The following is a 14,222-nucleotide window of genomic DNA, read 5'->3' on the forward strand; positions in this document are numbered from 1 at the left end:
TCACTCAACTCCGCTGAAAATTCGAACATACGTAATCGATACTAGTGAAATGGTTACATCTGCAGGCTCGCCATATGAGCTTGATGTACGTACAACAGCCGCTGCTTCCGTAACAGCAAGCAGTGTTCCATTAATAACGTCAATAGCTGTGATGATTTGCACAAATGAACCTACATTTTCTCGTAATGCATCTTGAAACATATTTTTTCCTCCTTTCGTTTAAGCGCTTTGAATAGTCACAATGCTTGTAAATGGCAGCAATACCGTTGACGTTGGAGACTCTACTAATTCCAAATAATCATCTCCCACAAACGTGACCACACCTTCAAGTGGACCAGCTGCCGTTTCAATCACAACTTCCTGTCCGATATACTGCTCGGCAATTTCTTTAAAAGGTGATTCTTGAGATTCTTTAATAATACTGATCACATATTCTCTAAACGTGTCAGAATAAACAACGTCTTCTACTGCTTTTTTTGTGTTTTCCTGAATAAATTCAGCAAATCGATTTGAAAACAAAAGGTGTTTTATCTTTTCTACATAGCGACGGTAACAACAAAAAAACATAAATTTTGTTCCTCCTTTTTATACTGTTATCCCTTCAAATTACCTACAACAATTGACGTAACCTGAGAGATTACTTTATCAATATATACAAGCTGTATCATAAAGGTGACAGAACTTTTGTCGTATTTCCATACAAATACGCACTTGACTAGTCCATTTTGTATAGGGTAATCCCCTACCTACCTCCTACCTACTGAAACCAATACAAAAAAGACAAAGCCCTTAGGCTTTGCCTTTTTGTATCTATTAAATGATAAATCAGTTAGCTGCAATACGCTTTGCTCCTATATAGCGATCTTTCCAATAGCTTGAATTTTTATCGCTAATCGTAACGCCTTTAGAAGACGATGCGTTAATAAATTTTCCGTCTCCAAGATAAATGCCTGCATGAGAAGGGCCTTCTTTGTACGTTTCAAAGAACACAAGATCTCCTACCTGCGGTTCACTTACATTTTCACCTGCTTTATAGATATCTTCAACCGTTCTGGGAATATCAACGCCTACACTTTCTTTATATACATACTGAAGATATCCACTGCAGTCAAATCCTGAAGGTGTAGTGCCGCCCCATTTGTACGGCGTGCCCATTAAAGATTTTGCTTTGCTGATTACTTTATCCGTATTCACTTCTGATTCGCCTTCTACAACGCCGCCTTTACCTAATGCATTGTATGTATTCTCTCCAACAACTCCATCTGCTTCTAGGTTATGTTTCTCTTGAAAAGCCATAACCGCTTTTTTTGTTTCATAATTAAAATAACGCGATACTTCGCCTTTTAAAAATCCTTTATCTTTTAACACCGTTTTAACTTGTTCAACATCATCATTTGTCATCCCTTGTTTTAAAACCGTGTCGCCAAACGCAGCGTGTCCCATTGCCGGACTTGCAAATAAAGCTCCTCCTACAAGAAGCGCCGATAGCATTTTTTTCATTTCGTTTCCTCCCCGAATCATGTTTTAAGCACCGTACAACCATACCATCTGCGGATAACAATTCAATTAATAGAAGATAACAATTTGATAACAATCTTCTTAAACAGCCTCAACTCTTGGATGTAAAACGCCGAAATATAAGAAGAAGAGAAAAACAACTATTCTAGCAAATAAAGGTGATAAACATGAATTGGTTTAAACGAAACAAAGCGCACGCCGAAGCAGCGGCTGTCGAATCCATCACTGTAAAGCTTCATGTGTCGGACCCGATGATAAAAAAGCAGATTAACATGATTTCCTTAACAGCAGAGGATCTCGAACGGATTGCCAGATTTCAAGTTCACGCGCTGAATGCCATCGAAGAGATCGTGAATGATTTTTACAAAGCTATTGGCGAACAGGCCCATTTGGTTGCGATTATCGAAAAGCACAGCAGCGTCCACGCATTAAAACAAACGTTAAAACAGCACATCTTAGAAATGTTTGATGGACAAATAGACGATGCTTTTGTGGTAAAACGTCAAAAAATTTCCAAGATGCACGTTAAAATTGGACTTGAGCCAAACTGGTATTTGTGCGCATTTCAAAATTTATTTACATCGCTTCTTTCAGTATGTGAACGTACGATGGAGTCAAAAGAAGAATGTCTGGCTTTTATTGCAAGTATGACAAAGCTTATTAGTCTAGAACAGCAAATTGTGTTAAAAGCCTATGAGATTGAATATGACGAGCAGCGCGCTGGGCTTCAGAATCAAAAAGAGAAAATTCAGCTAGAAATCTCGCGTACATCATCTATCCTTTCTTCGCTATCTGAAGAAACAAAGACATTTATGGATCAAATGCACAATCAGTCCTCTGACGTCGTTTCCTATGCTAACAAAAGCTCTCAATTGGCAGAAGTCATTGAGAAGGAATCTGTTACGAGTCAAGCAAAATTAAAAGAAGAACAAAACATGCTTGGAAGCATACAAAAAAATACGTCGCTCATTCAAAACAAAATGAAAACACTCGAACACACATCACAGCAAATTCATCAAATCGTTTCAATTGTCACTTCTATTGCTGAGCAAACGAATTTGTTAGCATTAAACGCTTCGATTGAGTCCGCTAGAGCAGGCGAGCATGGAAAAGGATTTGCAGTGGTGGCGCAAGAAGTACGGAAGCTTGCAGAAGAAACGAAGAAATCTATTTCTAATATTTTTACTTTTATTGGAGACATTCAAAAACAAATTGAAAGCGTCTCGGCGTTAGGCGGAGAAGTCGCTGCATTAACAAAAGATACGGCTGATAATATGAACAACATTACTTCTTTTTTTACGAACGTCCTTAGCATAACAACCGAGAATAAACAGCAAACCGTTCTAACAAAAAAAGAGCTTGAAAAAATAGCGGACGTAATGAAGCAGCTGTCTCTACGGATTGAGAAGATGGCCCATTCCTCAGAAGAACTTGAGCGGTTAACTGAAAAAAAAATGATATGTAAAAAAGCCTTCTCAGCTTGCACAAGAAGGCTTTTTTATTTTTTCAAGCTAGCGGGTTCTTGAGAAGAACGTTCAATAAACTGGACAAAATCCTCTCCGTATATACTTCGAATCAGAGCCGTCAGCTCAACAAAGTCAGGCAGCTCTCCGTAAACATCTCGCAGCGGCATCGCTCCTTGAAACAAAGGGTTTTCAAGAGGGTTATAATCCTCAAGCGTTTTTAAGAACATCTTTTTTCCTTCTTCTGTGAGCTGTACGTATGTATTCCTCTTATCTTTCTCATTTTTAGAAAGGGTAAGGTAGCCCCGCAGGTGCAATTTTTTTGCAAAGTTAAAAGCTGTGGATAAATGCATGACGCCTAGCTTTGAAATGTCAGTCATCGATGCAATTTCCAGCTGATAAGCAATCCCCAAAATGTGATGCTCATTAATGCTCAGATCGTACGGCTTAACCCACTGCTCCCAATCCTTTTCAGTAGACTTCCAAAGAGCTTTGCTTACTTGCATCACAAGCTGATTAAACAGCATAGCATCTTTAATTGTATCTTGATTTAACGTGCGTTTCACCTCTTCACTTCCTCTCTAGAAATGCAACCGTTCACATCACTTTTCTCTAAGACTTTATAAATAAAAAGAATGAAAATATATACAAAATATTATACATGATTGCTTATATATTTCAACTTATTTTGCATAAAAATAAATATTTACGTTTCTTTATGTAAAAAAACAGACACGAACGCTAAACGTTCATGCCTGTTTTTTAATGAATATACCGTTTACCAACTAGAAGGTTTGAAATAACGTTTGTTGGAATTTCAAACTCAATATTCCCCATATATCCTGGAGCGACTTCGTATTTATCAAATACGATTCTAAGCTTGTAGTCTTTTGTAATGTAGAAGCTTTGATTTTCATCAATCTGTTTGAAAGGATCCATATCTTCCTCAGTCAGCCAATAGATTTTACCTTCTTCATGTTTCATTTGATCTTTCATTTGCTGTTTAATATTTTCACTAATGACCTTTATATAGCTTTTATCTTTGAACAAACTTGGAAGCGTAACGAGCACTTCGTATTTTTTATCAATCGTGTCGTACTGATTGACGCTCGACGTTGAAGCTCTCGATTCTTCCACATATCGATGAACCACAAGCAAATCATCGGTATCCGTCATAATATCATAGCCGCTGCTGACAGCCACGTTTCCTTTCTCTCCTTTTTGTAGTGTTTTCATCTCTTTTTTAAACTGTTCATACAGCTGCTCGTTTTCTTTTATATATTTTTCATTCAAGCTTGTTTGAAGACCTTTGTTTTGTAGCCCCGAAATCGATGGTGTTTTCACGTCAATACGAGAATGCTTTTCTTCTTGCTTCAGTTCATCAAATGTAATAACTTCTACTACTTTTCCCAGTACAGGAATTTTTGCCATTGCATTTGCTGCATCTGGACTTACATTCACCGTCGTGATAAAAATCACCGCTGCTGCCGCGATCGCACTCGGCCAAATATAGGATTTCTCTTTACGAGGATGTGAAGCAAGTGCCTGTGCGATAACATCATCTAATTCGCCTGGAATAGGAATGTCATGATATTGCTTCTTTAACTTTTCTATTTTTTCATTCATTGTTCTAAATCCTCCTCCGTCATCGTAATCCGCAACAGGTTCAACCCTCTGTATAGCCTTGTCTTGACCGTATTTACATTTTCTTCAATGATTTCCGCAATTTCGTCCATCTTTAAATCTTCGAAAAAACGCAGAATAATAATGGTCTTATATTTAACTGGCAGCTGATCCATTGCTTGTTTTAAATCGATATCTTCATACTGATCTTCGCGTCCGCTGCTCAAGCGTTCAAGCGCTTCATCGTCCATAAGCGTTAAACGTTTATGCTTGCGCAGGAAATCGATTGCTGTTCGTACTACAATTTTATAAAGCCAGCTTTTAATCGATTGAATATCCTTGATACTGTCCATTGAAATGAGTGCTTTTTTAATCGATTCTTGCACAATATCAAGCGCATCTTCTTGATTTTTCACATAGCTAAAAGCAAGCCGGTAAAAATCCGCTTTATGCTCGGTTACGCACGCTACGAGCACCTGATGTGCATCATGTTTTTTCATCGTCTTTCATACCCTTCTATTTTCTCTTGCTGAAGTACATCTATAAGGTAGAGGGAATGAGTAGAAAAATAGTTTGGTTTTTTTAAAAAAAGTAAAACTAAATGATGGTCTCATGCGTCTATTAGGTAGATATATACAAAAAGGGGAATATTACTACATGAAAACCATGGGCTACAAACGTATTTTGACACTGCTTGGATGCTTTATTTTGCTTCTTGGTACAGCAGGGTATATCGTCAAAGCAAACAGTACAGAGAAAAAAACGGCAAATATTCAAACAGATCAAACCTATCCAAACGTTGAAATTCAAACGCTAGTTAAGGACCTTACCGACGGAGGCTATGCCATTAGCTACCCTTCCTTTGGCAAAAAAGAAATTGATCGATCCATTCAAGCTTACGTAACAGATCAAGTGGCACACTATGAAAAAAAGCTGAAGAAGCAGTCAAAAAAGAAAAAATCTGAATTAACGATTACATATAAAATCGTCCATTACAGCAAGCAAACGCTAAGCGTTGTCTTTGATGAATATGAATCTATAAATGGAGAGAAAGGAACGTCTTCTCTCAAAACCTTTACCTTTGACCTGTCTGCTCAAAAACAAATGACGTTAAAGGATTTATTTAAAGAAGATGCAAACTATTTAGATCGCCTTTCGGCTATTTCATATGCTGAATTAAAAAAACAAATGAAAACAGCTGATTTTGAACCGGACCTTCAAAAAGGAACTCAGGCAGCTAATCAAAATTTCATTCAGTTTGCGCTGCTTGAAAACAGTATTGTGATCTATTTTAAGCCTTATCAGCTAGGTGCTGAACAAACGAAAACCAAAACAATCGCTATCCAAAAAGATTTATTTAAAGACATGCTGAGCGATGCTTACAAAGACGAAGCAGCAAATAAAAATAAAGTCAAAGAAACGCCTCCAAAACATATCGTTAACGAAATGCCGCAGCAAGGAGCGCCTATTGATCCAACTAAAAAAGTCGTTGCGATGACCTTTGATGACGGACCTAACCCTTCATCTACCAATGTGATTTTAGATGGATTAAAAGAAGTGAACGGGCACGCTACCTTTTTTGTGTTAGGAAGCCGCGTTCAATATTATCCTGAAACAATCGAACGTATGGTCAAGGAAGGCAACGAAGTCGGAAATCACTCTTGGGATCATCCTCAGCTCACACGTTTGAACGAAGCGCAGGTCAAACACCAAATAGGCGATACCCAAGCGCTCATTAAACAAGTGAGCGGCTATGAACCACTGCATGTACGCCCTCCTTATGGAGCCGTGAACGCAAATGTAAGACGTTATATCGGAAATGTTGGCGTGACTCTATGGGATATCGATCCCGAAGATTGGAAATATAGAAACGTTCCTCACTCCGTTCAAGCGGTTATGAGCCAAGTCGGAGACGGAAAAGTTATTTTAATGCATGATATTTACCAAACAAGTGCCGAAGCAGCGGTTGAAATTATGAAGAAGCTTCACGCACAAGGGTATCAGCTTGTTACGATTTCACAGCTAGAACAAGTAAAAAAAGAGCGGGAGCAGCTGCATTTGCGGTAGCGGATAGCAGACGAACGCGCTGCAGCCATTAGGATGGCTGCAGCGCTTTTGTTTTTTTATGCGATGTTTAATAAATGCTATACAGAGCAGCGTAAACGGAATCACTACGTGAAAAGGGATAAAAAGCAACACCGGCATAATCGTTAGCCCTTCTTTTAAATGCTCTTGAAAATTACTTGCAATCGTCAAAGAAAAAAATAAAATCACCGTGCCCACAGGATATGTCATCGCAGAAGGTCGTTTCACCTTAAACAGTGTGGAAAGTCCAACAATCACAGCGTAAAAAAAGACGCTGATTTTAACAAATCCTCCGATTACTAATCCAATCATAAAAAACACGTCTAGCCGTTCTAGCTATTACTTCAAGTCCTTTGTGCACCGTATAAATAATTAACAGCATCAGCATCACATTCATTACAAATAAAGGACTGTCGCTTGTTCCTCTGACGACGAAGCTTCCGTTTCCTTTTTATTGTCTTTGCTTTTTTTGTTTTTAAATAAAGAAGGCACGTTTAAAAACACCTTTCTTTTCTTTTTTTTAGCTTTTTCCAAATAAATGCTTTGTATGCAATTTTTAATAGAGCAATCAAAGCGTAAGACAAAAAAATAACAAAAACTATCGGTAGAATGTTTTTAAGAAAAAAAAAAAAAAAACGTAGAGTGAGACGTATGAAAATCGTTTGGATATCAGCTTTGCTGTTAGGATGCTTAATGGGATTTTCTATCGGAGTGGATATGATGCAAGGAATTAGTTTTTCCATGGCCTTGCAAAATGCCTACAGTCCGTTTCGTGTTATGGAGTTCGCTGAACTATTTGTCCTTTTTTTCCTTTTGTTCTGTTTTGTAGCTGAAGTATTTTATCGTTCATTTAAAGTGAAAAAAGCAAAACAGCGACAAAAATAAAACTCCGTAAAAAACACATATTTCTCCTTTTTACCACCTATTCTCCTTCTCATTTAAATGTTATAATTTTCATAATTAGAAAATCTTTTATACGCCTTTCTACATAGAAAGCTGTACGCTTAAACTACAAAATAAACATTGACTTTGAACTAAAAGGTGAAGATATGATGAAAAAAAAATTAGCCGTTATTAGTACAGCTTGCTTACTTATTCTTGCAAGTGACCCCATCCCTTCTTATGCTACTCCTGATTCCCCGGATTCCTCTTCCGACGTTTTGGACCAGTCAACAGACGTGGATACAACTGAAGATGTAAAAGCTATTTTTGACTCTCTCTATCAAGAAGGCTATTCGCTTGGAGAAGAAGATGGATACGCAGAGAAAAAATTTGAACAGTTTGATCAAACAACAGGACTGGACAAATCTTCTGAAGAATTCACGTGGTTTATGATGGGGTATACGGTAGGATATAAAAAAGGACAGCAGCAAAAAGAAGAAGAACTCAAGACTGAACAAGAAAATGAAATGGCTGCCGGCGAAGAGGAAGGCTATCAGCAAGGCGTCCTTGATTACAAACATGCTACCGTTCAGTCAGAATTCGAATCCTTTCCTTCTAAGTCATCCGACTGGAATAAAGGGTATGTTCAAGGCTACAAAAAAGCTATTTCTTTAATGGACTTATCTGTTAAAGCAAAAAAAGAAGGCTATGACCAAGGTCTTGAAAATGATTCAATGAGTGTTCCGAGCATGTATGATGATGAGGATGTCACACGTCAGGCTTTTACAGAAGGCTTTGAAACCGCTCAAGCCGAAGTGCTGAAGCAGCAAAAAAAGCAGTTTGAAAAGCAGGGCTACGTACAAGGTTATCACGACCTTTCATTAGAAGTACCTGCAGAAGCAGAAGGCGAATTGCAAACAGCCTTTGAGCAAGGATATGAAAAAGGACAGAAACAAAAGCAAAAAGACGTAAAAGCAGACGGATACGACTCAGCCTTCACTTATCAGACCTATAGAGCGCCTAAAAATCTTCAGGACAAGCCTCAACTAGAAAAATGGTACAAAGCAGGTTTTTATTCGAATAAAGACGTGAAGTCTTTACAGCAAAAAGCTTATAAAGACGGCTGGAAACTCGGAAAAGAAATGAGCGTTCCGAAAAAATACAAGCAAAATAAAGCTGCGGTGGCGATGTACAAGAAATATTTTGAACAAGGCCAAAAAAAGCAGGATAAAACAGTGAGTCATATCCTGCTCGGCAGCGGTATTGTTCTTACACTGGTTGCCCTTATCACGCTATGGAGACTTCGCCGCCGTAAAAATGAAGAGACAGCACTAGATAGCTAAAGACGAGTACATAAAAAACCCGGAAAATCACGATTTTCCGGGTTTTTATGTTAAATAATCATTCGTTTATTTTCCGCAAGCTGAACTTCTTGCTCTTGTTTTGACTGATTTTGTTTTCGAATTTTCAAATAATAATAACCATAGCAACCTATAAAGAAAATACCTCCGCAGTATAACGCCATTCGCTGCTCGGGATCAAACGCAAGACTAATCATAACGATACAGTTCGTAATAAGCGCTACGATAGGAAGAACCGGATAAAGAGGAGTTCTAAATTTCAGATCTTCCACTTTTCCACCTTTAGCCACGTAAGCACGACGAAACGCAAGCAGTGAAGCTGTAATCGCAATCCAGCCAATTTGAGCGCCGAGTCCAGCGAGTGAAATCAGCCACACAAAAACGGTTTTAGCTGCCACTACGCTTGAAAGCAGCGAAAAACATGAAATCACAAGCGTAATTAATAGTGCATTAAATGGAACTCCTCTTTTGTTAACTTTTCCAAGAGCAGGACTTGCCATTCCTTCTCTTGAAAGAGAATAAAGCATACGTGTAGCCGCGTAAAATCCAGAGTTTGCGACTGAAAGAAGAGCTGTTAAAATGATAAAGTTCATAATATCCGCCGCGTAAGGTACACCTACACTGTCTAACACAACGACAAACGGACTTTCTACGACGCCTGCTTTTTCACGAGGAATCATGCTTGCTAGGACAAACACGGATAAGACGAAAAAGAAAAGCGTACGCCAAACCGTTTGCTTGATCGCTTTTGGAATTGTTTTTTCCGGATTTTCACTTTCTCCTGCCGCAATTCCAATCAATTCTGTTCCTTGAAACGAAAAGTTCACCGTAATCATTGTAATCAGCAAAGCCGTTACGCCATTTGGAAAAAGCCCTTCAGCAAAGAAGTTTGATAGAAGCGGTGCTTCCTGTCCGCTTTTCATATCAATGAGTCCAAACATTGCCGCTCCACCTACAACAATAAACATAATGATGGCGAAAATTTTAACGCTTGAAAACCAAAATTCTGTTTCACCAAATGCTTTAGCTGAAAGTGCATTTAGTGAAAAAATTAACGCTCCAAAAATGGCGCACCATAACCAAACGGGCGAGTCTGGGAACCATCTTTGCATTAATTGTCCGGCAGCTAAGAACTCAAGTGCCACCGTTACTGCCCATCCTAGCCAGTACAGCCATCCAATCGCAAAACCGGTTGCAGGGCCGATAAATTTAGTGGAGTACGTTTGAAACGATCCTGCAACTGGCATAGCAACGGATAATTCTCCAAGACACAGCATCGTTAGATACATAATGATCCCTCCTACTAAGTAGGAAATCATTGCTCCCATCGGACCTGCTTCATTGATGGTATAACCTGAACCAAGGAAAAAACCGGTACCAATACATCCTCCTAGTGATATCATAAAAAGATGCCTTGTTTTCATCGTTCTTTTTAATTCTCCTGGCTGTCCCTGTGGAATATTCATCCCATTTCCTCCCTTTGCTGCATAAAAATGAAATCGCTTTCATTTTTTTAGGTTTATTTTGTTTTTATAGCCGCTTACTAGGTAGCTCTTCATGACTGAAGTCCATTGATGCCGGATGATTTTCAAATGGCGCCAGCCCCGTAGCGAGGATGGCAGCCGCTTAAACCTGCATGACCGTTTATTGGATCATAACAGATTTTCTTCTACACGATACCTATTATAAGTAGCTCTTTCTTATAAAAGCTTATCGCCAAACAATGAACTCATTAACGCAACCGCTACTTCTGCAGTTTTGTTATGCTGATCTAAAATGGGGTTCACTTCTACAAATTCAGCGGATGTCACCATGTCTGCTTCCGCTAGCATTTCCATTGCTAAATGACTTTCTCGGTAGCTGATGCCGCCTTTTACAGGTGTACCTACGCCTGGTGCATCATCCGGATCTAAGCCGTCTAAGTCCAGCGACAGGTGCACGCCGTCTGTACCGCTTAAATAATCAATCGTTTCTTTCATCACTTGCGTCATACCTAAACGATCAATTTCATGCATGGTATACACTTTAATTCCTTTTTCTTTAATTAACTCTTTTTCACCATCATCCAATGAGCGTGCACCGATAATAACTAGATTTTCAGGTTTAATTTTTGGGGTATACCCTCCAATATTTAAAAGTACAGGATGTCCAATACCCAAGCTCACCGCTAACGGCATGCCGTGAATATTGCCTGATGGAGATGTTTCAGCTGTGTTTAAATCACCATGAGCATCATACCAAATAACACCTAAATTTTCTGAACCTTTCGCGACTCCTGCAAGCGTTCCGATTGCAATGCTGTGGTCTCCGCCTAATATTAACGGAAAGCGTTCTTGCTCTCTCACTTCTTCAACTCTTGCAGCAAGCTGTTCATTTCCGCTGGCTACAGCCGCTAAGTTTTTCAAATTCGTATTTTTATCTACGTCTGCCCGCTCTTTAATTTCTACTTTAATATCGCCTTCATCGTGTACGGTATAGCCAAGAGCTTCTAAGCGTGTATTCATGCCTGCATAGCGGATCGCGCTCGGCCCCATGTCTACACCCCTTCTTGTTTGTCCGTAATCCATGGGTACACCGATAATTGAAATGTCTTTTTTCATTTTCTATACCTCCGTTGCATTTTATTCTGTGTGAAGTAAACATAGGTAGTTATTTAACTATGTATTTTTTTCATTGATACAGCCCCTCATCTATTTCTTATGCAAAAATGATGCCAACTTTGTTTGTAGCATTCTATCAGTCTTTTTATCACGGATTTTCTTACACATGCCAAAAAAACTGTCGATTTCTACAACTTTTTGGCAAACCATGCAAACTTTTTTGTCATTTGGTTTAAAATCGCCAATTTTATTTGCTTTCATAAAAAAAGAGGTGGTGACATAACAAAATCCATTCAATCTAAAGATGAACAAATGGGATAAAGGAGCTAGTATGAATCGCTCGTTACACCGCTGTTGATTTCCGTGCAAGGCTTCGCTTTCCGCGGGCGGCCGGTGAGCCTCCTCGTCGCATACGCTCCTGCGGTCCGCTTTTCCCGCAGGAGTCTTCGCCTTGCTCTCTAATCAACAGCTAGAAGCAACTACATAGACGAAAACTATGGTCACCATAGCAATAAAAAAATCCGAACGAGTAGGATTCTCCATCAAGAATCTCAATTCCTCGTTCGGATCTTCATTCAACTAAACTACTTTTTTCCCAGCCTATTTTTTAATTTGTAATAACGTCTCCGTCTTCATCATCGCCTGTATCGTCTTCACCAGGATCTTTTTCTAATGAGACCACTTTCTTTTCTTCATCCCATTTCACTTTGTAGCCAAGGGATTTTGCTACTTTGATAACTGATAAATAAGAGTGATGATTTGGTTTATACAGCTTTAAGTCACTCGAATCAATGACGCCTAAGCCTAACAGCAGGCGATCGGACTGAACGTAAGGCTTTCCATCAATCAGCTTCACTTGCTTATCAGTAAATGGATAAACGGCACGGTTGACTTCAACTGTAAACTCTCCTTTTTTCTCTTCTTTGATTGGTTTTGGCTGTTTGGATACATATTTAATTGCGTCTACTCCTAATACCGTTCCTTGGCGCGTATTATCAGCGCCTCCGTACATTTTCCCCGTTTCATAGTCATAGATAACCGCTTGAACGTTTCCAATATGCTCAGGCTTTTCTTCAAACGCATGTCCTTTAGCCATCATTTCAAGAATTGTATCTTGGCTAAAGTCAGGTTCCCATCTTACGGTTGGATAGCCGCCTGAATAAATACGAGGTGTTAAAATCGCTTTTTGAATCGGCATCTTATGGTCAATAACATTCATAATCGTTTCTGCTACAGACGCAATAATGGTTGGGCCTCCCGGTGAACCAATTGCCATGAACGGCTTTCCGTCTTTTAACAGCATCGTTGGAGACATGCTGCTTCGAGGACGTTTTTTAGGCTCAACCTGATTCACGCCTCCCGGAGTGGCATCAAAATCCGTCATTTCATTGTTGAGCATAAATCCGTAGTCAGGAACCATAATTCCTGAACCAAAAACTTGTTCAATGGTAGTCGTGTAAGAAACCATGTTTCCCCATTTGTCTATAACAGAGAAATGAGTCGTTTGGCCGATTGGATTTTCTTCCTTTACTGTTGCTTTATTTGGATTTTCTTTTCCTTCATATTTCCAAGGGTCTCCTTCTTTGACATTAGGCGTTGCTTTGTTTGGATTAATTAATTTACGACGTTCTTTAATATAATCTTCATCTAACAGTCCTTTTTTCGGCACTTCGTAAAAGTCTTCATCTGCCATATACGCCGCGCGGTCCGCGAAAGCTAAGTGCATCGCTTCCGTTAAATGCTGCAAATACTGAGGCGTATTGGAACCCATTTTTTCTACATCATAACCTTCCATTAGCTTTAAAATCTGCTGCACGGTTAATCCGCCGGAGCTAGGAGGAGCTGCACTGACCACATCGTAGCCTCGGTAAGTTGTTTTGACCGGCTCACGTTCTTTTACAACGTAATTTTTCAAATCATCCATGGTCATGCTTCCATCGCGTTTTTGAACTTCTTTAACAAGCGCTTTTCCAATTTCTCCTTTATAAAGAGCGTCTGATCCTTCTTTTTGAATAAGCTTTAATGTTTTAGCAAGATCCGGCTGAACAAGCTTATCTCCTTCTTTTAACGGTTTGCCATTCGGCACAAATACATTACCGGCCGTTTGGTATCTTTCAAGCTTGTCCACATTTTCATCAATGTACTGAGCCATCGACCAATTTACTTTGATTCCTTGTTCTGCTTGAGTAATAGCTGGTTTAATAACATCTGATAAGTCCATTGTTCCATAATTTTTAAGGGCTGTTTCTACTCCTTTTAGCGTACCAGGAACTCCAACTGCTTTTCCTGTTATGTGACGCTTACTGAAAGGGATAACTTTTCCTTTTGAATCCAAAAACAGCTTAGGCGTGACCTCAGCTGGTGCCATTTCACGGCTGTCTAGCATCGTAATTTTATCTTTCTTTTTTTCATAAATCATCATAAAGCCGCCGCCGCCGATACCTGACATCATCGGTTCCACAACGTTTAGAGATAATTGAATGGCAGCTGCCGCATCCACAGCGTTTCCGCCTTCAGCTAAAACTTTCCTTCCCGCTTCAGCAGCCAGCGGGTGAGATGCCGCTACAATTCCTTGTGTAGCACCCCGTTTCATTGAATGGTCGACACCCGGAACTTCAGCAGCAGCTGGTGTGACAACTAAACTTAAACTAAATAATACAATAACCAACATCTTCATAACCTTCATCTGG

General features: G+C 39.3%; 15 protein-coding genes. 4 read left to right on the top strand and 11 right to left on the bottom strand.

The window, feature by feature from the left end:
- The 3 genes from Q5794_RS19980 to Q5794_RS19990 all read right to left on the bottom strand — a co-directional run bounded on the left by Q5794_RS19980 (position 1) and on the right by Q5794_RS19990 (position 1,500).
- A complete protein-coding gene (locus Q5794_RS19980; RefSeq protein WP_214984586.1) occupies positions 1 to 201 on the bottom strand; it encodes a hypothetical protein in 201 nt (66 codons plus the stop codon).
- Between the two features lie 18 nt (positions 202 to 219).
- Positions 220 to 567, bottom strand: a complete 348-nt coding sequence (locus Q5794_RS19985; RefSeq protein WP_098547225.1) for a DUF2642 domain-containing protein — start codon at positions 565 to 567, stop codon at positions 220 to 222.
- Positions 568 to 825: 258 nt separating this feature from the next.
- Complete coding sequence (locus Q5794_RS19990; protein WP_013058576.1) at positions 826 to 1,500, bottom strand: NlpC/P60 family protein; 675 nt, start codon at positions 1,498 to 1,500, stop codon at positions 826 to 828.
- 185 nt (positions 1,501 to 1,685) lie between these two features.
- On the opposite strand from Q5794_RS19990, the gene Q5794_RS19995 reads away from it, so the two are divergent.
- Positions 1,686 to 3,044: a protoglobin domain-containing protein gene (locus tag Q5794_RS19995; protein ID WP_374988374.1), complete on the top strand. Its 1,359-nt coding sequence runs from the start codon at positions 1,686 to 1,688 to the stop codon at positions 3,042 to 3,044.
- On the opposite strand, the gene Q5794_RS20000 is transcribed toward Q5794_RS19995, so the two are convergent.
- The 3 genes from Q5794_RS20000 to Q5794_RS20010 form a co-directional block, all read right to left on the bottom strand.
- On the bottom strand, positions 3,017 to 3,547 hold the full coding sequence (locus tag Q5794_RS20000) for an HTH-type transcriptional regulator Hpr (RefSeq protein WP_013058578.1): 531 nt from the start codon (positions 3,545 to 3,547) through the stop codon (positions 3,017 to 3,019). The two genes, Q5794_RS19995 and Q5794_RS20000, sit on opposite strands and share 28 nt — an antisense overlap.
- A gap of 196 nt (positions 3,548 to 3,743) precedes the next feature.
- A complete protein-coding gene (locus tag Q5794_RS20005; protein ID WP_214984582.1) occupies positions 3,744 to 4,607 on the bottom strand; it encodes an RsiV family protein in 864 nt (287 codons plus the stop codon).
- A complete protein-coding gene (locus Q5794_RS20010) occupies positions 4,604 to 5,104 on the bottom strand; it encodes an RNA polymerase sigma factor (RefSeq protein WP_374988375.1) in 501 nt (166 codons plus the stop codon). Before Q5794_RS20010 ends, Q5794_RS20005 begins: the two co-directional genes overlap by 4 nt.
- Before the next feature lie 157 nt (positions 5,105 to 5,261).
- On the opposite strand from Q5794_RS20010, the gene Q5794_RS20015 reads away from it, so the two are divergent.
- Positions 5,262 to 6,671, top strand: a complete 1,410-nt coding sequence (locus tag Q5794_RS20015; protein ID WP_214984578.1) for a polysaccharide deacetylase family protein — start codon at positions 5,262 to 5,264, stop codon at positions 6,669 to 6,671.
- Here Q5794_RS20015 and Q5794_RS20020 read toward each other — a convergent pair.
- Positions 6,627 to 7,001, bottom strand: coding sequence for a GerAB/ArcD/ProY family transporter (locus Q5794_RS20020; protein ID WP_374988376.1), 375 nt, complete (start codon positions 6,999 to 7,001; stop codon positions 6,627 to 6,629). The genes Q5794_RS20015 and Q5794_RS20020 overlap by 45 nt on opposite strands.
- Positions 7,002 to 7,340: 339 nt before the next feature.
- Between Q5794_RS20020 and Q5794_RS20025 the strand changes: the two genes are divergently transcribed.
- Positions 7,341 to 7,574 (top strand): hypothetical protein, encoded by a 234-nt coding sequence (locus Q5794_RS20025; protein WP_192996511.1) that lies wholly within the window; start codon positions 7,341 to 7,343, stop codon positions 7,572 to 7,574.
- A 164-nt stretch (positions 7,575 to 7,738) separates the two neighbouring features.
- The gene (locus Q5794_RS20030; RefSeq protein ID WP_215054953.1) at positions 7,739 to 8,914 is read left to right on the top strand and encodes a hypothetical protein; all 1,176 of its coding nucleotides are present in this window, start codon (positions 7,739 to 7,741) and stop codon (positions 8,912 to 8,914) included.
- Positions 8,915 to 8,964: 50 nt separating this feature from the next.
- Here Q5794_RS20030 and Q5794_RS20035 read toward each other — a convergent pair whose 3' ends face one another.
- From Q5794_RS20035 to ggt, 4 genes are all read right to left on the bottom strand, one after another.
- A complete protein-coding gene (locus tag Q5794_RS20035; RefSeq protein ID WP_192996509.1) occupies positions 8,965 to 10,398 on the bottom strand; it encodes an amino acid permease in 1,434 nt (477 codons plus the stop codon).
- A gap of 234 nt (positions 10,399 to 10,632) precedes the next feature.
- Entirely contained in the window at positions 10,633 to 11,532 is a 900-nt protein-coding gene (rocF, locus tag Q5794_RS20040) for an arginase (RefSeq protein ID WP_098476256.1), read from the bottom strand.
- A gap of 343 nt (positions 11,533 to 11,875) precedes the next feature.
- Complete coding sequence (locus tag Q5794_RS20045; protein ID WP_264295252.1) at positions 11,876 to 11,998, bottom strand: hypothetical protein; 123 nt, start codon at positions 11,996 to 11,998, stop codon at positions 11,876 to 11,878.
- A gap of 141 nt (positions 11,999 to 12,139) precedes the next feature.
- Complete coding sequence (gene ggt, locus Q5794_RS20050) at positions 12,140 to 14,218, bottom strand: gamma-glutamyltransferase (RefSeq protein WP_214984572.1); 2,079 nt, start codon at positions 14,216 to 14,218, stop codon at positions 12,140 to 12,142.
- Positions 14,219 to 14,222 lie beyond the last annotated feature (4 nt).

This window comes from Priestia megaterium (assembly GCF_041941685.1).
Classification (GTDB): domain Bacteria; phylum Bacillota; class Bacilli; order Bacillales; family Bacillaceae_H; genus Priestia; species Priestia megaterium_C.

What these genes read in the sequence shown, in the direction of transcription:
- Q5794_RS20035 (WP_192996509.1), bottom strand. Translation starts at nt 10,398, where the DNA reads ATGAATATTCCACAGGGACAGCCAGGAGAATTAAAAAGAACGATGAAA.
- rocF (WP_098476256.1), bottom strand. Translation starts at nt 11,532, where the DNA reads ATGAAAAAAGACATTTCAATTATCGGTGTACCCATGGATTACGGACAA.
- Q5794_RS19995 (WP_374988374.1), top strand. Translation starts at nt 1,686, where the DNA reads ATGAATTGGTTTAAACGAAACAAAGCGCACGCCGAAGCAGCGGCTGTC.
- Q5794_RS19980 (WP_214984586.1), bottom strand. Translation starts at nt 201, where the DNA reads ATGTTTCAAGATGCATTACGAGAAAATGTAGGTTCATTTGTGCAAATC.
- ggt (WP_214984572.1), bottom strand. Translation starts at nt 14,218, where the DNA reads ATGAAGGTTATGAAGATGTTGGTTATTGTATTATTTAGTTTAAGTTTA.
- Q5794_RS20020 (WP_374988376.1), bottom strand. Translation starts at nt 7,001, where the DNA reads ATGATTGGATTAGTAATCGGAGGATTTGTTAAAATCAGCGTCTTTTTT.
- Q5794_RS19985 (WP_098547225.1), bottom strand. Translation starts at nt 567, where the DNA reads ATGTTTTTTTGTTGTTACCGTCGCTATGTAGAAAAGATAAAACACCTT.
- Q5794_RS20015 (WP_214984578.1), top strand. Translation starts at nt 5,262, where the DNA reads ATGAAAACCATGGGCTACAAACGTATTTTGACACTGCTTGGATGCTTT.
- Q5794_RS19990 (WP_013058576.1), bottom strand. Translation starts at nt 1,500, where the DNA reads ATGAAAAAAATGCTATCGGCGCTTCTTGTAGGAGGAGCTTTATTTGCA.
- Q5794_RS20025 (WP_192996511.1), top strand. Translation starts at nt 7,341, where the DNA reads ATGAAAATCGTTTGGATATCAGCTTTGCTGTTAGGATGCTTAATGGGA.
- Q5794_RS20030 (WP_215054953.1), top strand. Translation starts at nt 7,739, where the DNA reads ATGATGAAAAAAAAATTAGCCGTTATTAGTACAGCTTGCTTACTTATT.
- Q5794_RS20010 (WP_374988375.1), bottom strand. Translation starts at nt 5,104, where the DNA reads ATGAAAAAACATGATGCACATCAGGTGCTCGTAGCGTGCGTAACCGAG.
- Q5794_RS20005 (WP_214984582.1), bottom strand. Translation starts at nt 4,607, where the DNA reads ATGAATGAAAAAATAGAAAAGTTAAAGAAGCAATATCATGACATTCCT.